Genomic DNA, 17,225 nt, shown 5'->3' with positions numbered 1-17,225 from the left:
CGGCCGCCGCGAAGAGGTGTCAGGACGCGGTCAGGCCCGGGACGCCCCGCGCCAGCGCCAGGTCGAGCGCGGCGCGGCCCGCGGGGGCGAGCAGGTCCCGGTCGGCGGGGGCGACGAGGACGATCTCGTCCACCTCGCCCGCGGCGGCCAGCGGCCCGTCGTAGGCGGCGGTGAAGCAGGCCATCCGCACGTGCGTGTGGTCCGGCTGGTCGTGGGCGGCCGCGCGGACGGTGCCGAGCTCGGCGAACGCGGCGGGCGCGAGCGTCACGGCGACCTCCTCGTACACTTCGCGGGCCAGCGCCGCGCGGTCGTCCTCGCCGGGCTCGGTCTTGCCGCCGGGCAGGTAGAGCAGGTCGCGGCCCCGGGCGCGGACGGCGACGAGGCGGCCCTCGACGGCGTGGACCCAGGCGACCACCGGCAGATCGACCACTGGCAGATTGACCACGGGCAGATCGTCCATGCCGGTCAGTGTTCCAGCAGCCGCCGCAGCGTCAGCACGGACCCGGCGGCGAGGCCGTAGCGCTCGGCGGCCGAGCCCTGGTTCACGGCGAGGCCGAGCGCGCCGGAGGAGTCGGTCCACAGCAGCGGGTCGCCGGGCGGGACGCTGCCGAACGTCCGCTCGTAGGCGACGCGGGCGGCGGTGGGAATCCCGTCCGGCGACGTCCAGGACAGGCCGATCGGCGTCCCGTGGACGGGTCGGCCGAGGTCGGCGGCGTCCGCGCCGAGGATCAGGCTGCCGTAGCGGTCGACGTACAGGACGGTCGCGGTGACGGTCCCGTCCGGCGCGACGGACGGGCGCGGCACCTCCAGCCGCAGCGGCGCGACGGGTGGCCCGAGCTCGGCGAGGTCGACGCCGTTGAGCACGTGCGCGGCGGCGGGCGCGAACACGTCCCGTCCGTGGAACGTCGTGGACGGCGCGGGGAAGCGGAACGCCGGGTTGGTGAGCGCGTGCGCCGCGACGACGCCGCCGAGCGCGTCCGCGGCGGGCGTCAGCAGGCCGTTGTCCGGCCCGACGAGCACGTCGCCGCGCGCGACGCGCAGCGCGATCGGCCGCCGGTCGGTGCCGACGCCGGGGTCCACGATGCCGAGATGGACCCCCTCGGGCAGGTACGGAAGCGCCTGCCGCAGGAACAGCGCGCCCTCGACGATCGCGAACGGCGTGATCTCGTCGCTGAGGACCAGCACCCGCGCGCCCGGCGCGATGCGGTGGACGACGCCCGCGCAGATCGCGGTGTAGGCGGCCCCGAAGTCGGTGGCGATGCTCGCGAACGGCGGCACGGTTCCTCCTCAGCCGAGTGCGACGACGATCCCGACGACGCCGAGCGCGAGCGTCACCGCGGTCGTCAGCGCGATCGTGGCGGGGTCGGCGACGGACTCGCCCGCGTCGAGCCGGCGCGCGCGCCGCCGCTGCTGCCGCCGGGCGCGCCGCAGCAGGACGGCCGCCGCGCCGCAGACGACGATCGCCGCGAGCGCCGCGCCGACCGTGGACGGCGCGAGCCGCACGGCGAGCAGTCCCACGGCGACCAGCGACAGCGCGGTCCGCGACCAGGCGAGCGCGGTCCGCTCGGGCTGCGCGCCGCGGTCCCACAGGCTCACCGGGCGACGAGCAGGGTGACGAGCGCGGCCACCGCCAGCCCCGCCAGACCGTACGACATGACGGGCGCGAGGGCGGGCAGCGGCAGCGTCTCGGCGCGGCGCAGCGCGCGTTCGGTGAGCAGCCAGCGGCGGAAGGCGAACAGCGCGGCGAACGCGCCGGTGGCGGCGCAGCCGACGGCCAGGACGGTCCGCAGCGGGTCGTCGATGAGGTCGCCGCTGACGGCGAGCCCGATGCCGCCCGCGACGAACGCGAGGGCGGTGCGAATCCAGGCGAGGAACGTGCGCTCGTTGGCCAGGGTGAAGCGTGGGTCGGGATCGTCGCCCTCCGCCAGCAGCCGTCCGGTCCAGCCGCGCGGGGTCTCCGTCGCGCTCATATCGCGTTCTTTCCCTACCTGCGTCAAATGTCGCTTTCATCCGCCACAATACTTCTCGACATTCCCAGTATTGAGGCAGGAATTGTGTCGTCGGCGCAGGTGGGAGCGGGTCAGCCGGTCGTCCGGCGCATCCCCTCGGAGATCTTTTCGGCGGCGGCCAGCACCGGCCCGGCGTGCAGCCGCCCGGGGGACCGGCTCAGCCGCTCCAGCGGCCCCGACACCGACACCGCCGCGATGACGCGCCCGCCCGCGCCGCGCACGGCCGCCGACACCGACCCGACGCCCTGCTCGCGCTCGCCGACGCTCTGCGCCCAGCCGCGCCGCCGCACGGCGGCGAGCGTCGTCGCCTCGAACTTCGCGCCGCGCAGCCCGCGGTGCATCCGGTCGGGTTCCTCCCAGGCCAGGAGGATCTGCGCGGCCGACCCGGCGGTCATCGGCAGCGCCGCCCCGACCGGGACGGTGTCGCGCAGCCCGCTGGCGCGCTCGGCGGCGGCCACGCAGACCCGCACGTCCCCCTGGCGGCGGAACAGCGACGCGCTCTCGCCCGTCAGGTCGCGGAGCTGCGCCAGGATGGGCTGGGCGATGGCCAGCAGCCGGTCCTCCCCGGCGGCGACGGCCAGTTCGGCGAGCCGGGGCCCGAGGATGAACCGCCCCTGGGTGTCGCGGTGGACGAGGCGGTGGTGCTCCAGCGCGACGGCGAGGCGGTGCGCGGTGGGCCGGGCCAGACCGGTGGTCTGGACGAGCTGCGCGAGGGAGGCCGGACCGGCTTCCAGCGCGTTCAGCACCAGAACCGCTTTGTCAAGTACGCCGACTCCGCTAGAGTTGTCCATGTCTTGATATTGCCGTCTCGTCATGTGAGATGCAAATCGGACGACCGGGACCCCGGCGCACCGACGCGCCCGGGACACGACTCAGGTGAGGTGGAGCGATGGGCCGCACATTGGCCGACAAGGTGTACGACGCGCACGTCGTGCGACGTGCCGAGGGCGAACCCGATCTCCTTTACATCGACCTGCACCTGGTCCACGAGGTGACCAGCCCGCAGGCGTTCGACGGCCTCCGGATGGCGGACCGCAAGGTCCGCCGCCCCGATCTGACGATCGCGACGGAGGACCACAACGTCCCGACCACCGACCTGCTCGCCCCCATCGCCGACCCGGTGTCGCGCACGCAGGTCGAGACGCTGCGCAAGAACTGCGCCGAGTTCGGAATCCGGCTGCACCCGATGGGCGACGCCGGGCAGGGCATCGTCCACGTCATCGGCCCGCAGCTCGGCCTGACGCAGCCCGGCATGACGGTCGTGTGCGGCGACTCCCACACCTCCACGCACGGCGCGTTCGGCGCGCTGGCGCACGGCATCGGCACCAGCGAGGTCGAGCACGTCCTGGCGACGCAGACGCTGCCGCAGGTCAAGCCGAAGATGATGGCCGTCACGGTGAACGGCGCGCTGCCCGCGGGCGTCACCGCCAAGGACCTGATCCTGGCGATCATCGCCGAGATCGGCACCGGCGGCGGCCAGGGCTACATCATCGAGTACCGCGGCGAGGCGATCCGGTCGCTGTCGATGGAGGGCCGGATGACGGTCTGCAACATGTCCATCGAGGCGGGCGCGCGCGCCGGGATGATCGCCCCCGACGAGTCCACCTTCGAGTACCTCAAGGGCCGCCCGCACGCCCCGCAGGGCGCGGCGTGGGACGAGGCCGTCGAGTACTGGAAGTCCCTCGCCACCGACGAGGACGCCGTGTTCGACAAGGAGGTCGTCATCGACGCCTCCACCCTCACCCCGTTCGTGACCTGGGGCACCAACCCCGGCCAGGGCCTCCCGCTGGGCGCGTCCGTGCCCGACCCGGCGTCCTACGGCGACCCGGTCGAGCGGCAGGCCGCCGAGCGGGCGCTGGAGTACATGGGCCTGACGGCGGGCACCCCGCTGCGCGACGTCGAGGTCGACACCGTGTTCGTCGGGTCCTGCACCAACGGACGCATCGAGGACCTGCGCGCCGTCGCGGACGTCCTCAAGGGCCGCCGCGTCGCCGACGGCGTCCGGATGCTGGTCGTCCCCGGCTCGATGGAGGTCAAGAAGAAGGCCGAGGAGGAGGGCCTGCACGAGGTCATCTCCGCGTCCGGCGCGGAGTGGCGCGAGGCGGGCTGCTCGATGTGCCTGGCGATGAACCCTGACAAGCTCACGCCGGGCGAGCGCAGCGCGTCCACCTCCAACCGCAACTTCGAGGGACGGCAGGGGCCGGGCGGCCGCACGCACCTGGTGTCGCCCGCCGTCGCCGCCGCCACCGCCGTCACCGGCCGCCTGGCCGCCCCCGCCGACCTGTAAGGAGCCTGGACATGGAAGCGTTCACCACCCACACCGGGCGCGCGGTCCCGCTGCGCCGCAGCAACGTGGACACCGACCAGATCATCCCGGCGGTCTGGCTCAAGCAGGTCAGCCGCACCGGGTTCGACAAGGGCCTGTTCTCGGCGTGGCGCGAGGACCCCGGGTTCGTGCTGAACCAGCCCGAGTACGACGGGGCGACGATCCTGGTCGCCGGGACGGACTTCGGCACCGGCTCGTCCCGCGAGCACGCCGTCTGGGCGCTGCAGCAGTACGGGTTCCGCGTCGTCATCGCGCCGCGCTTCGGCGACATCTTCCGCAACAACTCCACCAAGATGGGGCTGCTGCCGGTCATCCTCCCGGCCGAGACGGTCGAGGCGCTGCAGACCCGCGCCGAGCAGGACCCGAAGGCGGAGATCACCGTCGACCTCGCGGCCCGCGAGGTCCGCGCCGGGGAGATCACCGCGCCGTTCGAGATCGACGACTACACGCGCTGGCGCCTGATGGAGGGCCTGGACGACATCGGCCTGACCCTCCGCCACGCCGACGACATCGCCGCGTTCGAGGCGGACCGGCCGGGCCGCCTGCCGACCACGGCCTGACCGCCGCGACGCGCCCGGGCCGCCCCCGGCGTGCCGGACGTCCCCGCCCACCGAGCACAATCGGGGGGAGGGGACGTCCGCGCCCCGGGGAGGAGACGCGCGTGAGCACGGCGCCCGAGCACGGACCGAGCTGGGACGACCCCGCGCTGACCCTGCTGGCGCGGCGGCTGCGCGACGCGCACCGGCTCGTCGCGCCGCTCCCGCCGGCCGACCGCAGGCGCTGCATCCGGCACCTGCTGGCGATCACTGACCTGGCCAAACGCGACACCGCGTTGGCCGCGCGGCGACTCGACGCGTTCCTCGCCGATTTCCGGCCGGAGCCCGGCTCCCGATAACGTGCCCGTTGGCCGGCGTTGATCCGGCGCCCGGGTGAGACGGGGGCGAGGCCGACAAAAACGCCTGCGACACGGAACGGCTTCCGTTCAGGTGATTGTGTCCTTGCCGACGCTCCCTTAGTTTCGTTCGGGCAAGGGGGGAACTAGAGGAGTAACCCATGAACAAGCGAGAGCTGGTCGACGCCATCTCTGACCGGCTGGGGAGCAAGAAGGCCGCAGCCGAGGCCGTCGACGCGATCCTGGAGACGATCCAGACCACCGTCGCCAAGGGCGACAAGGTCGCGATCACCGGCTTCGGGTCCTTCGAGAAGGCCGACCGGCCTGCCCGGACGGCCCGGAACCCGGCAACGGGCAAGACCATCGACGTTCCCGCGACGTCCGTGCCGAAGTTCAAGGCCGGCGCGGACTTCAAGAACCTGGTCGCCGGCAAGAAGTAGGCTCCACCGTCCCGGCGCCCGGACCCGCCTCGCGCGGGTCCGGGCGCCGCGGCGTTTCTCGGGGGCTTTCTACGGGAGCGGGAACGTCGCCAGCGTGACGGCGCTGATCCGGCCGTCCTCCTCGACGCCGAGCCGCACCCGCTGGCCGAGGCGCAGCAGGCGCAGGCCGCCCGCGTCGAACGCCTCCGCGTCGAAGTGCAGTTCCGTTCCGTCGTCGAGCAGCACGCTGCCCGTGCGCGTCGCGGCGTCGTACGTCCGCACCGTTGCCTGCATGCGGCCGACCCTATCGGCGCGCGGCGTCAGGTCGCGTCGTCGAGGGCGTGCAGGCCGGGCAGCAGCGGCGCGACGGCCGCCGTGCGCGGGCCGGTGCCGAGGGCGAGCGCCGCGCGCAGGTCGGCCGGGGTGTCCACGTCGCGGCGTACGCTGTCGATGCCGTCCAGCAGCAGTTCCCGGACGCCCCGCGCGCCGTGCGCGGCCCGCGACCCGCCGCCGAACGCGGGCGCGAACGCGGTCCCCGGCCGCGCCGTGTAGAGGGTCGTGCCGACGCCCGCCGCGTCCGGCACGAACGCCTCGGCCGCCTCCCCGGCGGCGGCCAGCACGCGTTCGAGCTCGTCCGGCCGCAGCGCGGGCAGGTCCGCCGACAGGGCGCCGACCCCGGCGTCCGGCGCGGCCTCGCGGGCGCGGCGCGCGCCGTGGACGAGCGCGGGGTTCAGTCCGGCGTCGGGCTCGTCGGGCACGACGCGGGCGCCGAGCGCCGCCAGCTCGGCGGCGGGAAGGGGGTCGTCGGTGACGACTGTCACATCGCGGACCAGGGCGCAGCGCAGCGCCGCCGCGACGGTGTCGGCGGCCACGGCGAGGGCCAGCGCCTCGCGGTGCGGGCCCGCCGCGCGGGACATGCGCGTCTTCGCGCGGGCCAGCACCTTGACCGGGACGACGAGGGACCACTGGAGACGACGCGCGCCGCGCTCTGCTGTAGACATGGCGACTCGACACTATGCGGAAGCAAGCGCGACACTTGACCACACCCCGCGTTCGCGCGCGGGAGAGACCGAGAAGGGACGGGCATGACCGACGGTTATTCGCCGACGTGGCGGAGGATCACGATCGTCATCCTGCGCCCGCTGCTGTACGGGCTGCTGAAGCGCGACTGGCGAGGCCGCGGCAACGTCCCCCGCGAGGGCGGCGTCATCATCGCGGCGAACCACATCTCCGAGTCCGACCCGCTCGCGCTGGCCCATTTCGTGTACGAGTCCGGCCGCTATCCGGTCTACCTGGCGAAGTCGACGCTGTTCGACGTGCCGGTGTTCCGGTCCGTGCTGCGCGGCACCGGTCAGATCCCCGTCTACCGGGACCGCGCGGACGCGGCGCTGGCGCTGCGCGACGCGGAGGACGCGCTGCGCCGCGGCGAGTGCCTGATGTTCTACCCGGAGGGGAGCTGCACCCGCGATCCGGAGCTGTGGCCGATGACGGGCCAGACGGGCGTCGCGCGGATGGCGCTGAAGACGGGCGCGAAGGTCGTCCCGGTGGCGAGCTGGGGCGCGCACGAGCTGCTGCCGTACACCAAGACGGAGAAGACGGGCCTGGCGGGCACGCTGAAGCGCGGCTTCCACCCGTTCCCGCGCAAGACGATGCGGGTGGTCGCGGGGCCGCCGGTCGACCTGTCGAAGTACGCGGGCGAGCCGCTGACCAAGACGGTTCTGCGCGCCGCGACCGACGACATCATGCGCGAGATCGCGGGTCTGCTCGGCGAGCTGCGCGGCGAGGAGCCGCCCGCCGAGCTGTACGACCACCACAAGGTGCTGGAGCAGCGGCGCGCGGCCGCCGAGCGCGGGGAGCGGGGGGAGGACGCGTCGTGACCGTCCGGGTCGCCGTGATGGGCGCGGGCTCGTGGGGCACCGTGATGGCGAAGCTGTTCAGCGACGCGGGCGGCGAGGTGGTGCTGTGGGGCCGCCGGGAGGCGGCCGTCGCGGCGATCAACGAGCGGCACGAGAACGCCGACTACCTGCCGGGGATCGCGCTGCCCGCGGGGCTGCGGGCGACGTCCGACCCGGCCGCGGCGCTGGCGGGCGCGGACATCGTCACGATCGCGGTGCCCGCGCAGACGCTCCGGGCGAACCTCGCGGACTGGGGCGGGCTGCTGCCCGCGAACGCGCTGGTCGTCAGCGGGATGAAGGGCGTCGAGCTCGGCACGACGCGGCTGATGTCGGAGGTCGTCCAGGAGGCGGCGGGCGTGCCGCGCGAGCGGATCGCGGTGTTCTGCGGCCCGAACCTGGCGCCGGAGATCGCGTCGGGGCAGCCGGGCGCGGCCGTCGCGGCGTGCGTGGACGAGGAGCGGGCGCGGCAGCTCCAGGCCGCGACGATGACCGCCTACTTCCGCGTCTACACCACGACGGACGTCGTGGGCTGCGAGCTGGGCGGCGCGGTGAAGAACATCGTGGCGCTGTGCGTCGGCATGGCGGCGGGCCTGGGGTTCGGCGCGAGCACGCAGGCGCTGCTGATGACGCGCGGCCTCGCGGAGATCACCCGGCTCGGCGCGGCCCTGGGCGCGGACGAGCACACGTTCGCGGGACTGGCGGGGATGGGCGACCTCGTCGGCACGTGCCTGTCGCCGCTGTCGCGGAACCGGACGTTCGGCGAGAACCTGGGCCGGGGCATGACCCTGGACGAGGTCGTCGCCGTCACCAAGCAGACGGCGGAGGGCGTGAAGTCGTCCGAGCCGGTGCTGGAGCTGGCCCGCAAGCACGGCGTCGAGATGCCGATCGCGGAGGCCGTCGCGGCGGTGCTGCACCACGGCATGCCGATCAAGGAGGCGGCGATCTCGCTGATCTCCCGGTCCCCGAAGGCGGAGCGCTACGGCATGTCGCAGGGGGAGTGAGCGCGAAACGATCTCTTCACACGGGGAGATAGGGTCAGGGTTCATGTCCGAGGTTTCCTCTAAGGTCCGCGTGGCCGTGGTGTTCGGCGGGCGCAGCTCCGAGCACGCCATCTCCTGTGTCACCGCCGGTGCCGTCATGGCCGCCATGAACCCCGACCGGTACGAGATCGTGCCGATCGGCATCGCGCGCGACGGCCGGTGGGTGCTGGTGGAGTCGGCGGCGGCGCTGGAGATCACGGACGGCGTGCTGCCGGAGGTCGAGGCGGTCGGCGGCGCGGTGACGCTGCCGATGGACGCGGGCGCGGGCGGGCTGCTGGTGGTCGAGCAGGGCCGGGTGCCGGTGGCGCTCGGCGAGGTGGACGTGGTGCTGCCGCTGCTGCACGGCCCGTACGGCGAGGACGGCACGATCCAGGGTCTGCTGGAGCTGGCGGGCGTCCGGTACGCGGGCGCGGGCGTGCTGGCGAGCGCGGTCGGCATGGACAAGGGCTTCATGAAGCTCGTGTGGCAGGCGCGCGGTCTGCCGGTCGGCCCGTACGTCCTGGTGGGGGACCGGGAGTGGCGGCGCGAGCGCAAGCGCAAGCTGGACGAGATCGCGGAGCTGGGCTTCCCGGTGTTCGTGAAGCCCGCGCGGGCCGGGTCGAGCATGGGCATCACGCGCGTGACGGACGCGGCGGGCGTCGAGGCGGCGGTGGAGTTCGCCCGCGAGCACGACCCGAAGGTGATCGTGGAGGCGGCGATCGAGGGCCGCGAGATCGAGTGCGGCGTGCTGGAGGGGCTGGACGACGGGCCGCCGGACGCGAGCCTGCCCGCCGAGGTGCTGGTCGGCGGCGAGCACGACTTCTACGACTTCGAGACCAAGTACCTCGACGGCACGACGCGGATGGCGATCCCGCCGGACCTGCCGCCCGCCGCCGTCGACGAGGTGCGGCGGCTCGCGGCGCAGGCGTTCGACGCGCTGGACTGCGAGGGCCTGGCGCGGGTGGACTTCTTCTACACGCCCGACGGCCGCTGGGTCCTCAACGAGATCAACACGATGCCGGGGTGTACGCCGACGTCGGCGTTCCCGCAGATGTGGGCGGCGAGCGGGCTGGACTACCCGGCGCTGGTGGACCGGCTCGTCACGACGGCGCTGAACCGGCCGGCCGGACTGCGCTGACCATTCGGTGATCGGGGCCTTACGCAGGCTTTCGACGGGTGAAACCCCGTGGTAACAGGGGTTTCGGCAGGATCGTGGGGACAGCCGCCGTCCCGGAAGGACCGCTCCGTGCTCCCGTCGCCAAGCGCACCGACCCTGGCCCCTGATTCCGCGTTCCCGCGCGGCCTTCCGGCACGCGCCGTGCCGGGGCACGACCGGTGGCATCCGGACGTCCCGGCGGTCGCGGAGATCATCACGGGCGGGTCGGTGCGGCTGGACTGCCTGGCGCGGGAGCCGGGCGCGGAACCGCTGCTGTGCGGGCCGATCGCCGTGGTGGGCGCGCTGCCGGGCGACGTCATCGTCGTGGACGTGGTGGCGCTGGGCCGCGCGGACGGCCGCCCGGCGCGGCTGGGGCACCCGGGCGTGATCGGCTGCGCCCCGGACCCGGCGGAGATCGCCGCCGCGCACGGTTTCCCGGGCGGCGCGGCGGCCGGTGCCGTGCTGAACCATGTTGCGCGCGCCGCCGTGCTGGGGGACGCGGTGTTGGGTGACGCCGTGCCGGTTGACGCGGTGCCGGTGGGCGCCGTGCCGATCGGTGCGATGCCGGGCGGTGCTGTGCGGAGCAGCGCTGCGCCGGACGCCGCCTCGCGCGGCGCTTCCGATCGCGCGAGTGCCGCATCCAGCGGCACCGCGCGGGACGACGCCGCCTGGGGCGGCGCGGAACGGAGCGGGACCGCGCGGGACGGGGCTGTGCGGGACGGTGCTGTGCGGAGCAGCGCCGTCCGGGAAAGTGCCGTCCGGGGTGGGGTCGTGCGTGACGGTGCGGGCCGGAACGGGATGGTGCGGGACGGGGTCGTGCGGGACAGAGTCGCGCCGGACGGAGCCGAACGCGATGGAGCCGTGCGGAACGGAGCGGCGCGGAACGGAGCCGAACCCGGCGGTGCGACGCGGGACGGCGCTGTGTGGGACGGAATTGCGCGGGGTGTCGGGCCGGGCGCCGCGGGGTCAGGCGGTGCCGGGTGGGACGGTGTCGCGCGGAACGGTGCTGGGCGGGACGGCGCGGTGCGGAACGGTGCCGGGTGGAACGGTGCCGGGCGGGACGGCGCGGTGCGAGACGGTGCGGTGCGGGATGGCGCCGGGCGGGACGGAGCCGGATTGGGCGGTGTCGTCCGAGACGGCGTCGCGGGAGCGGCGCCCGTGCGGGACGGCGTGCGGGCGCCCGTGCTCGGCGGGCTCGTCGCGGGGACTCCGGCGTATGCGCGGGCGGCGGCGGAAGGGCTGCGCGGCATTGAGCGGGGCCGAGCGGTAGGCGGCTGCGGCATCGCGCCACTGCGCGCCGGATCGCGCATCCTGCTGCCGGTCCACGTCGCGGGCGCGAAACTGTCGGTCGGGGACCTGCACTTCCCCGACCCGGGAGCGCCCGACTGTGCCCTGTTCCCGGCCGCGGGCTGGATCGACCTGCGCGTGAACCTGACGCGACGCGGGGTCGAGCGCTTCCGCGTCACCGGCCCGATGCTGATGCCCGACCCCACCCCGCTTTTCTGACCCCCACTCGCCCCAACCCCCGGAATCACTCCTCACGCTGCGCCGCTCACGCTGCGCCGCTCACGCTGCGCCGCTCACGGTGCTTCGGTCAGGCCGCGCCGCCAGGACGCGCCGCCAGGACGCGCCGCCAGGACGCGCCGCCTGGCCTGCGTCGCCCGGCTTTCTGTGCCTGGCCCGCGTTTCCCGGCTCGCGTCGGGGAGTCGGTCCAGGGATGCGGGTTCCCCCGGCAGGTGTTTTGTCCCGTCGATGAATCGACCGTCCGGAACGGGGCCGGCGGGTGCGCACCGCGCGGCGCGGGTTGTGAGCCGGGTGACAAGACTCACGGGTCCGTCCGTTGTTGGATGACATCGTCCGGTGTTAATTTCTGGACGAATCGTCAATAAGTGGTTTCCGACGCGGGAGGACCCATGTCCGTACGGATCGAGGAGCCGGACGGCATCGTCCTCCAGGCCCGCGACGTGCGCTTCGACTGGTCGCAGGTCCCGCTGCACTGGATTCCGGGCGATCCCGTGGCGAGCCATCTCATCAACGTGCTGCACATGCTGCTGCCCGCCGGTGAGGAATGGTTCGTCCGCGTCTTCAAGGAGGCCGTCCCGCACATCCGCGACGAACGGCTGCGCGAGGACGTCCTGGGCTTCATCGGCCAGGAGGCGATGCACGCCGCGTCCCACGACGGCGTCCTGGAGCATTTCGTTGCGCAGGGCCTGGACGTGCGCCCCTTCACCCGGCAGGTGGACTTCCTGTTCGAGGGCCTGCTGGGCGACCGCGGCCTCACCGGCGACCGGCGGCGGTCCTGGCTGAACGAGCGCGTCAGCCTGATCGCGGCGATCGAGCACTTCACCGGCGTCCTCGGGGACTGGATTCTCAACGCCGAGGCGCTGGACCGCGCGGGCGCGGACCCGACGATGCTGGACCTGCTGCGCTGGCACGGCGCAGAGGAGGTCGAGCACCGGCACGTCGCGCACGACCTGTTCATGCACCTGGACGGGACGTACTCGGCGCGGCTGCGCGCGATGGCCGAGACGGTGTCGATGCTCGTCGCGCTGTGGCAGCGCGGGCACCGGTTCCTGATGGCCGCCGACCCGATCGTCCAGGGCCGGATCAAGGGCGGGCTGCGGCACCTGCGCCGCACCGGCCCGGCCGGGCTGACGCCGGACGGGCGGATGATGGGCGCGTCCATCCGCCGCTACCTGCGGCGCGACTACAGTCCGCTGCGCGAGGGTTCGACGGCGCAGGCGCTGGAGTACCTGGCGTCCTCCCCGGCGGCGCAGGCGGCGCTGCGGTGAGGGGCGACATCCCGCCGTCGCTGTTCGGCAAGCGCCCGCGCGACCCGTTCTGGGTGGCGGCGAACGCGTTCTTCAACGGGCTGGAGCGCGTCCGGTCGCTCCGCGCGCCGGTCGTCCGGGACGCGCGGCCGGTGGACCGGTCCCTGCGGCTGACCGTCCGCGCGGTCCGGCGCGAGGCCGCCGACGTGGTGTCGCTGCGGCTGGCCGCGCCGGACGACCGGCCGCTGCCCGCGTGGCAGCCCGGCTCGCACCTGGACGTGCTGCTGCCGTCCGGCCGCCGCCGCCAGTACTCGCTGTGCGGCGACCCGGCCGACCGCCGCGCGTACCGGATCGCGGTCCGCCGCCTCCCGGCGGGCGCGGGCGGGTCGCTGGAGATCCACGACGCGGTGGCGGAGGGCGACTCGCTGTCGGTGCAGGGGCCGCGCAACGCGTTCCCGTTCCTCGCGCGGGAGCGGTACGTGTTCGTCGCGGGCGGCATCGGGATCACGCCCGTCCTGCCGATGGTGCGCGCGGCGCACCGCGCGGGCGCGGACTGGCGGCTGGTGTACGCGGGCCGGTCGCGCGCGTCGCTGCCGTTCCTGGACGAGCTGCGCGAGTTCCCGGCCGACCGGGTGCGCGTCCGCGCGGACGACGAGGACGGCGTCCCGTCCGGCGCTGACCTCCTCGCGTCCGCCGCGCCCGGCACGGCCGTGTACTGCTGCGGCCCCGCCCCGATGATCGACGCGGTGCGCGCCGCGTTCGACCCGTCCGGCGGCTCCACGCTGCACTTCGAGCGCTTCGCGCCCGCGCCGGTCACCGACGGCAAGCCGTTCGAGGTCGAGCTGGCCCGCACCGGCCGGACGCTCCGGGTCCCGGCGGACCGCTCCGCGCTCGACGTCATCCGCGAGCAGATCCCCACGGCGGCCTACTCCTGCCGCCAGGGCTTCTGCGGCACGTGCCGCGTCGGCCTGCTCGCCGGAGACGCCGACGAACGCGCCGTCTCCGACGCCGCCGACGACGGGTTCCTGATCTGCGTCTCCCGCGCCTCCGGCGGCCGCCTCACCCTCGACCTCTGACGGGCCTCCGGGCGGCGGGGTGTCGGGCCACGCGGGAACTCGTGGGTCGGGCCGCCGCCCGGAGGGGTCTCGCGGGGGTGTTCAGAGGTCGGTTCCGAACGGGTCGTCGCGCAGGTCGGGACGGACGGCGCGCAGCTCCGCGTACTTCTCGTCCTCCGCGAGCATCAGGCGGGTCAGACCCTCGCGGTCGTCGGCGACGACGCCGAACCGCATGCCGTGCCGCGCCTCGGTCGCGGTCAGCGGACGCCACAGGTAGCAGCGCCACGCGCCGTGCCGGTCGCGGTAGGGCGTCGCCCAACGGCCCTCGGGCGCGGTTCGGCCGGGCAGCGGCGGCTTCGGATCGACGCGGACGGCGTCCGGCGGGGTGGGGCGGTCGTGGGTCATGGTGCGTCTCCTTCGTGTTCGGATGGGCGGGGCGTTGGTTCGGGCGGGACGTTGGTTCGGGCGGGACGTTGGTTCGGTCGGGACGTGGTGCGACGCGTCGGGGTGCGACGCGGCGTGGTCCGGCGCGGCGGGATGCGACGCGGCGTGGTGCGACGCGGCGGGATGCGACGCGGCGTGGTGCGACGCGGCGTGGTCCGGCGCGGCGGGATGCGACGCGGCGTGGTGCGACGCGGCGGGATGCGACGCGGCGTGGTGCGACGCGGCGCGGTCTGACGCGGTGGGGTGCGGCGCGGCGCGGTCTGACGCGGCGGGGTCCGACGCGGCGGGGTTCGGCGCGGTGTGGGGCGCGGCTGGATGCGGCGCGGCGTGGGCGGCCGGTCGGGTCGCAGCGCGACGTGGTCGGCCGTGGCCCGGTTGCCGGAAAAGCGATTAGACGTGAAGCGCGGCCGGGTGCGGCGCGGTGTCGTTGGGCGGGGCGCGGAGCGGCGTGCAGGTCAGGGAGGGAAGCCCGTCGCGCCGCGCCCCGGTCGGTGGGGAGTCGCGCGCGGTCAGGGGGCGGGGAACACCGCGTAGACCGCCTTGCCGCCGTCCGCGAGCAGGGTCGTGCCCCAGGCGGCGGCGAGGCTTTCGACGAGGAAGAGCCCGCGGCCGGACGTCGCGTAGGCGTCGTTCCCGGCCGGGACGGGCCGGGCCTCGCCCGCGTCCTCGACCTCCAGGACGGCCCCGACGTCGCACAGGCAGCACCGCAGGACGATCTCCGCGGACCCGGCCGCGTGCAGGTGCGCGTTCGTGACGAGCTCGCTCGCGACGAGCCGCGCGTCGGCGACGCGCTCGGGGTCGTACCCCTGCGCGGCGAACCAGCGCGCCGCGAAGTCGCGGGCGAGCCGCACCGACTCGGGCCGCGACCCGATCCGAAGCGACGAAGCGGACGGCGACGGCGGGTTCGTCGCTTTGCTTGCGGTGATCACGTGGCACTCCCTGTTTCGGCTTCTCTGCGCGATTCCACGTCCAGCCTCGCCGCGAGGTGGGACGCTGGCCACGACAACGCCCCTGCACGGTGCGAACGCGGGTCATCACCGTGGGTGGCGGTCATCGCTGGTCATCACCGGCCATCGCCGGTCATGGAGAGAGAGGATCATCAGTGCCTCAACCCCCCAAGAAACTGACGCCGGAGAAGGGCCCGAACGACTTCTTCGGCCGGCACGTCCGCAGGTTCCGGGAGATGGCGGACCTCACGATCGCGGAACTCGCGGCGGCGATCACCTACAGCCCGTCGTTCGTCAGCGGCGTCGAACGCGGCGAGAGCGGCTGCGAACGCGACTTCGCGGAGCGCTGCGACGATGTCCTCGACGCGCGGGAGACGCTCCAGAGCATCTGGGACGACCTGTTCGGGAGCCGTATCAACGGGATGCCCGCGTGGTTCGTCGAATGGGCGAACTACGAGGCGGACGCCACGATTCTCTGGACGTACCAGCCGCTTGTGGCCTACGGCCTGCTCCAGACGCCGGAGTACGCCGCCGCCCTGCTCAACAACGACGCCGAACTCGTCAAGGCTCGCCTCAAGCGCCAGAGCATCCTCACCCGCAACGACCCCGAGCCGCCGCGCATCGTCTATGTGCTCCCCGAGGTCGCGCTCTGGAACGAGCGCGGCGGCCCGGAGGTCATGAGGGCTCAGCTCGACCGCCTCGCCGCCTCGGTCGGCCCGCGTGTGAGCGTGCGCGTCGTCCCCAATGGCGTCGAGCATCCCGGCAACGACGGGGCGTTCACCTTGGCTAGGATGAGCAATGGCGTCCAGGTCGCCCACGTCGACACGTCGGCGCGCGGCTTCGTCCTCGAAGCGAACGCGGACGTCACCCGTCTCCACGAGGTTTTCACCGCGATCAGTGACCAGGCGCTGCCGGTCGGCATGAGCGTCGACCTCATCAAGCGCACGAGCGAGGAGAAGTATGGCTGACCTGAGCAACGCCCGGTGGCGCAAGTCGTCCCGCAGCGGTAGCAACGGCGGGGAATGCGTCGAGCTTGCGACGGTCCCCGGCACGGTGGCGATCCGCGACAGCAAGGACCCGCAAGGCCCGAACCTTCTCCTGGACCGCTCTTCCTTCCGCCGCTTCACCGCCGCGATCCGAGCCCTCTGACCCCCACCCACCCCGCACCAAGCACAAAACCCAGAACGCCCCTTCCCGACCACCACTGGCCGAGAAGGGGCGTTCCGCTTCCCGGAATAAACGATCACCCCACCGGGTACCCCGCTACCGACCCCAATCGACCGGGGAGCCCGATTGTCCAAAGACATGAACGCCCCGACCTGGCGAAAGTCCTCTCACAGTGGCAGCAACGGCGGCGATTGCGTAAAACTGGCCAACCTCTCATGGCGCAAGTCGTCCCGCAGCGGCAGCAGCGGCGGGAACTGCGTCGAACTTGCGACGGCCCCCGGCACGGTGGCGATCCGCGACAGCAAGGACCCGCAAGGCCCGAACCTTCTCCTGGACCGCCCGTCCTTCCGCCACTTCACCACCGCCATCCGAGCCCTCTGACCTTCGCTATGAGCGTCGGCCTAACTAAGCGCATGAACGAGGAGAAGTATGGCTGACCTGAGCAACGCCCGGTGGCGCAAGGCGTCTCGCAGTTCCGGCAACGGCGGAAATTGCGTCGAACTCGCAACGGTCCCCGGCACGGTGGCGATCCGCGACAGCAAGGACCCGCAAGGCCCGAACCTTCTCCTGGACCGCCCGTCCTTCCACCGCTTCACCACCGCCATCCGAGCCCTCTGACCCCACCCGCTCCGCACAAAGCGCAAGCCCTAGAACGCCTCTTCCCGACCACCCCGGCCGAGAAGAGGCGTTCCACGTCTCCACCAAATAGCCGGGCCAAGACCCACGTGCTTCTTCGCTTGCGAACTCCCCAGGGGCGATGAGAACCAGCATTCCGGCGGTGGGCTCAAGCCCGTCGAACCGGTTGCGAACCCTCGCAGGGGCGATGAGGACACCGACGCCGAGCCGGGCGCGGCCGGGTGGTCGGGTTGCGAACCCTCGCAGGGGCGATGAGGACACGCGGTCGCGCCGCTGTTGCTGATCGTCACCGCGTTGCGAACCCTCGCAGGGGCGATGAGGACCTGGACCGGGACGACTACCTGACCGAGGTCATCCACCTGTTGCGAACCCTCGCAGGGGCGATGAGGACCCCGTCGCACGCCCGAGGGGCGGGCGGCTGCTGTGGTTGCGAACCCTCGCAGGGGCGATGAGGACTTGACTACGTTGACGGGCTGCTTTCGGAGCTT

At 73.6% G+C, this 17,225-nt stretch carries 23 protein-coding genes and 1 CRISPR repeat array; of the genes, 14 read left to right on the top strand and 9 right to left on the bottom strand.

From position 1 onward, the window contains the following. Nucleotides 1–19: 19 nt before the first annotated feature. From G339_RS0121130 to G339_RS0121110, 5 genes are all read right to left on the bottom strand, one after another. Complete coding sequence (locus tag G339_RS0121130) at nucleotides 20–460, bottom strand: NUDIX hydrolase (protein WP_033323859.1); 441 nt, start codon at nucleotides 458–460, stop codon at nucleotides 20–22. A gap of 5 nt (nucleotides 461–465) precedes the next feature. Next, a complete protein-coding gene (locus G339_RS0121125; protein WP_020722879.1) occupies nucleotides 466–1,278 on the bottom strand; it encodes an SAM hydrolase/SAM-dependent halogenase family protein in 813 nt (270 codons plus the stop codon). Between the two features lie 9 nt (nucleotides 1,279–1,287). Further along, a complete protein-coding gene (locus G339_RS0121120; protein ID WP_020722878.1) occupies nucleotides 1,288–1,596 on the bottom strand; it encodes a DUF202 domain-containing protein in 309 nt (102 codons plus the stop codon). Next, entirely contained in the window at nucleotides 1,593–1,970 is a 378-nt protein-coding gene (locus tag G339_RS0121115; RefSeq protein WP_019633060.1) for a YidH family protein, read from the bottom strand. The genes G339_RS0121120 and G339_RS0121115 overlap by 4 nt, the downstream gene beginning before the upstream one ends. 110 nt (nucleotides 1,971–2,080) lie before the next feature. After that, nucleotides 2,081–2,800 (bottom strand): IclR family transcriptional regulator, encoded by a 720-nt coding sequence (locus G339_RS0121110; RefSeq protein ID WP_026341646.1) that lies wholly within the window; start codon nucleotides 2,798–2,800, stop codon nucleotides 2,081–2,083. A gap of 98 nt (nucleotides 2,801–2,898) precedes the next feature. On the opposite strand from G339_RS0121110, the gene leuC reads away from it, so the two are divergent. The 4 genes from leuC to G339_RS0121090 all read left to right on the top strand — a co-directional run bounded on the left by leuC (nucleotide 2,899) and on the right by G339_RS0121090 (nucleotide 5,667). Next, a complete protein-coding gene (gene leuC / locus G339_RS0121105) occupies nucleotides 2,899–4,296 on the top strand; it encodes a 3-isopropylmalate dehydratase large subunit (RefSeq protein ID WP_026341645.1) in 1,398 nt (465 codons plus the stop codon). Between the two features lie 11 nt (nucleotides 4,297–4,307). Further along, nucleotides 4,308–4,895 carry a 3-isopropylmalate dehydratase small subunit gene (leuD, locus tag G339_RS0121100; protein WP_019633057.1) on the top strand — a complete coding sequence of 196 codons (588 nt, stop codon included), beginning with the start codon at nucleotides 4,308–4,310 and terminating at the stop codon, nucleotides 4,893–4,895. Nucleotides 4,896–4,996: 101 nt separating this feature from the next. Continuing rightward, complete coding sequence (locus G339_RS0121095; RefSeq protein WP_019633056.1) at nucleotides 4,997–5,230, top strand: SCO5555 family protein; 234 nt, start codon at nucleotides 4,997–4,999, stop codon at nucleotides 5,228–5,230. A 158-nt stretch (nucleotides 5,231–5,388) separates the two neighbouring features. Continuing rightward, complete coding sequence (locus tag G339_RS0121090; RefSeq protein WP_019633055.1) at nucleotides 5,389–5,667, top strand: HU family DNA-binding protein; 279 nt, start codon at nucleotides 5,389–5,391, stop codon at nucleotides 5,665–5,667. Between the two features lie 69 nt (nucleotides 5,668–5,736). On the opposite strand, the gene G339_RS39525 is transcribed toward G339_RS0121090, so the two are convergent. Together G339_RS39525 and cofC are read right to left on the bottom strand one after the other, a co-directional pair. Continuing rightward, nucleotides 5,737–5,940, bottom strand: coding sequence for a hypothetical protein (locus G339_RS39525; RefSeq protein WP_019633054.1), 204 nt, complete (start codon nucleotides 5,938–5,940; stop codon nucleotides 5,737–5,739). 26 nt (nucleotides 5,941–5,966) lie between these two features. Further along, on the bottom strand, nucleotides 5,967–6,647 hold the full coding sequence (gene cofC, locus G339_RS0121080) for a 2-phospho-L-lactate guanylyltransferase (protein ID WP_026341644.1): 681 nt from the start codon (nucleotides 6,645–6,647) through the stop codon (nucleotides 5,967–5,969). An 84-nt stretch (nucleotides 6,648–6,731) separates the two neighbouring features. Between cofC and G339_RS0121075 the strand changes: the two genes are divergently transcribed. The 6 genes from G339_RS0121075 to G339_RS0121045 all read left to right on the top strand — a co-directional run bounded on the left by G339_RS0121075 (nucleotide 6,732) and on the right by G339_RS0121045 (nucleotide 13,564). Further along, on the top strand, nucleotides 6,732–7,523 hold the full coding sequence (locus tag G339_RS0121075; protein WP_019633052.1) for a lysophospholipid acyltransferase family protein: 792 nt from the start codon (nucleotides 6,732–6,734) through the stop codon (nucleotides 7,521–7,523). Continuing rightward, nucleotides 7,520–8,542, top strand: coding sequence for an NAD(P)H-dependent glycerol-3-phosphate dehydrogenase (locus G339_RS0121070; protein WP_019633051.1), 1,023 nt, complete (start codon nucleotides 7,520–7,522; stop codon nucleotides 8,540–8,542). Before G339_RS0121075 ends, G339_RS0121070 begins: the two co-directional genes overlap by 4 nt. A gap of 43 nt (nucleotides 8,543–8,585) precedes the next feature. Beyond that, nucleotides 8,586–9,698 carry a D-alanine--D-alanine ligase family protein gene (locus tag G339_RS0121065; protein ID WP_026341643.1) on the top strand — a complete coding sequence of 371 codons (1,113 nt, stop codon included), beginning with the start codon at nucleotides 8,586–8,588 and terminating at the stop codon, nucleotides 9,696–9,698. Nucleotides 9,699–10,010: 312 nt separating this feature from the next. After that, nucleotides 10,011–11,222, top strand: a complete 1,212-nt coding sequence (locus tag G339_RS40545; protein WP_240489869.1) for an acetamidase/formamidase family protein — start codon at nucleotides 10,011–10,013, stop codon at nucleotides 11,220–11,222. A gap of 408 nt (nucleotides 11,223–11,630) precedes the next feature. Then, a complete protein-coding gene (locus G339_RS0121050) occupies nucleotides 11,631–12,509 on the top strand; it encodes a metal-dependent hydrolase (protein ID WP_019633049.1) in 879 nt (292 codons plus the stop codon). After that, the gene (locus tag G339_RS0121045; protein ID WP_019633048.1) at nucleotides 12,506–13,564 is read left to right on the top strand and encodes a PDR/VanB family oxidoreductase; all 1,059 of its coding nucleotides are present in this window, start codon (nucleotides 12,506–12,508) and stop codon (nucleotides 13,562–13,564) included. Before G339_RS0121050 ends, G339_RS0121045 begins: the two co-directional genes overlap by 4 nt. Nucleotides 13,565–13,645: 81 nt before the next feature. Here G339_RS0121045 and G339_RS0121040 read toward each other — a convergent pair whose 3' ends face one another. Continuing rightward, the gene (locus G339_RS0121040; RefSeq protein WP_019633047.1) at nucleotides 13,646–13,948 is read right to left on the bottom strand and encodes a hypothetical protein; all 303 of its coding nucleotides are present in this window, start codon (nucleotides 13,946–13,948) and stop codon (nucleotides 13,646–13,648) included. 548 nt (nucleotides 13,949–14,496) lie between these two features. After that, on the bottom strand, nucleotides 14,497–14,916 hold the full coding sequence (locus G339_RS34750; protein ID WP_019633046.1) for an ATP-binding protein: 420 nt from the start codon (nucleotides 14,914–14,916) through the stop codon (nucleotides 14,497–14,499). A gap of 173 nt (nucleotides 14,917–15,089) precedes the next feature. On the opposite strand from G339_RS34750, the gene G339_RS34745 reads away from it, so the two are divergent. The 4 genes from G339_RS34745 (at nucleotide 15,090) to G339_RS0121015 (ending at nucleotide 16,719) form a co-directional block, all read left to right on the top strand. Continuing rightward, the gene (locus tag G339_RS34745) at nucleotides 15,090–15,902 is read left to right on the top strand and encodes a helix-turn-helix domain-containing protein (protein WP_051107913.1); all 813 of its coding nucleotides are present in this window, start codon (nucleotides 15,090–15,092) and stop codon (nucleotides 15,900–15,902) included. Further along, nucleotides 15,895–16,083, top strand: coding sequence for a DUF397 domain-containing protein (locus G339_RS0121025; protein WP_019633044.1), 189 nt, complete (start codon nucleotides 15,895–15,897; stop codon nucleotides 16,081–16,083). The genes G339_RS34745 and G339_RS0121025 overlap by 8 nt, the downstream gene beginning before the upstream one ends. Before the next feature lie 156 nt (nucleotides 16,084–16,239). After that, nucleotides 16,240–16,482, top strand: coding sequence for a DUF397 domain-containing protein (locus tag G339_RS38045; protein WP_084693353.1), 243 nt, complete (start codon nucleotides 16,240–16,242; stop codon nucleotides 16,480–16,482). A 48-nt stretch (nucleotides 16,483–16,530) separates the two neighbouring features. Beyond that, a complete protein-coding gene (locus G339_RS0121015; protein ID WP_019633042.1) occupies nucleotides 16,531–16,719 on the top strand; it encodes a DUF397 domain-containing protein in 189 nt (62 codons plus the stop codon). A gap of 183 nt (nucleotides 16,720–16,902) precedes the next feature. Continuing rightward, nucleotides 16,903–17,193: a CRISPR direct-repeat array (repeat unit 30 nt; unit sequence GTTGCGAACCCTCGCAGGGGCGATGAGGAC). Between the last annotated feature and the right edge of the window lie 32 nt (nucleotides 17,194–17,225).

The sequence above is a fragment of the Actinomadura atramentaria DSM 43919 genome, from assembly GCF_000381885.1.
In the GTDB taxonomy this organism is placed as follows: Bacteria; Actinomycetota; Actinomycetes; order Streptosporangiales; family Streptosporangiaceae; genus Spirillospora; species Spirillospora atramentaria.
This window is presented reverse-complemented; position numbering and strand designations above follow the sequence as displayed.

Coding starts and splice junctions, on each gene's coding strand:
- G339_RS0121130 (WP_033323859.1), bottom strand. CDS start 460: ATGGACGATCTGCCCGTGGTCAATCTGCCAGTGGTCGATCTGCCGGTG.
- G339_RS0121115 (WP_019633060.1), bottom strand. CDS start 1,970: ATGAGCGCGACGGAGACCCCGCGCGGCTGGACCGGACGGCTGCTGGCG.
- G339_RS0121110 (WP_026341646.1), bottom strand. CDS start 2,800: ATGGACAACTCTAGCGGAGTCGGCGTACTTGACAAAGCGGTTCTGGTG.
- leuC (WP_026341645.1), top strand. CDS start 2,899: ATGGGCCGCACATTGGCCGACAAGGTGTACGACGCGCACGTCGTGCGA.
- leuD (WP_019633057.1), top strand. CDS start 4,308: ATGGAAGCGTTCACCACCCACACCGGGCGCGCGGTCCCGCTGCGCCGC.
- G339_RS0121090 (WP_019633055.1), top strand. CDS start 5,389: ATGAACAAGCGAGAGCTGGTCGACGCCATCTCTGACCGGCTGGGGAGC.
- G339_RS39525 (WP_019633054.1), bottom strand. CDS start 5,940: ATGCAGGCAACGGTGCGGACGTACGACGCCGCGACGCGCACGGGCAGC.
- cofC (WP_026341644.1), bottom strand. CDS start 6,647: ATGTCTACAGCAGAGCGCGGCGCGCGTCGTCTCCAGTGGTCCCTCGTC.
- G339_RS0121075 (WP_019633052.1), top strand. CDS start 6,732: ATGACCGACGGTTATTCGCCGACGTGGCGGAGGATCACGATCGTCATC.
- G339_RS0121065 (WP_026341643.1), top strand. CDS start 8,586: ATGTCCGAGGTTTCCTCTAAGGTCCGCGTGGCCGTGGTGTTCGGCGGG.
- G339_RS0121050 (WP_019633049.1), top strand. CDS start 11,631: ATGTCCGTACGGATCGAGGAGCCGGACGGCATCGTCCTCCAGGCCCGC.
- G339_RS0121040 (WP_019633047.1), bottom strand. CDS start 13,948: ATGACCCACGACCGCCCCACCCCGCCGGACGCCGTCCGCGTCGATCCG.
- G339_RS0121025 (WP_019633044.1), top strand. CDS start 15,895: ATGGCTGACCTGAGCAACGCCCGGTGGCGCAAGTCGTCCCGCAGCGGT.
- G339_RS38045 (WP_084693353.1), top strand. CDS start 16,240: ATGAACGCCCCGACCTGGCGAAAGTCCTCTCACAGTGGCAGCAACGGC.
- G339_RS0121015 (WP_019633042.1), top strand. CDS start 16,531: ATGGCTGACCTGAGCAACGCCCGGTGGCGCAAGGCGTCTCGCAGTTCC.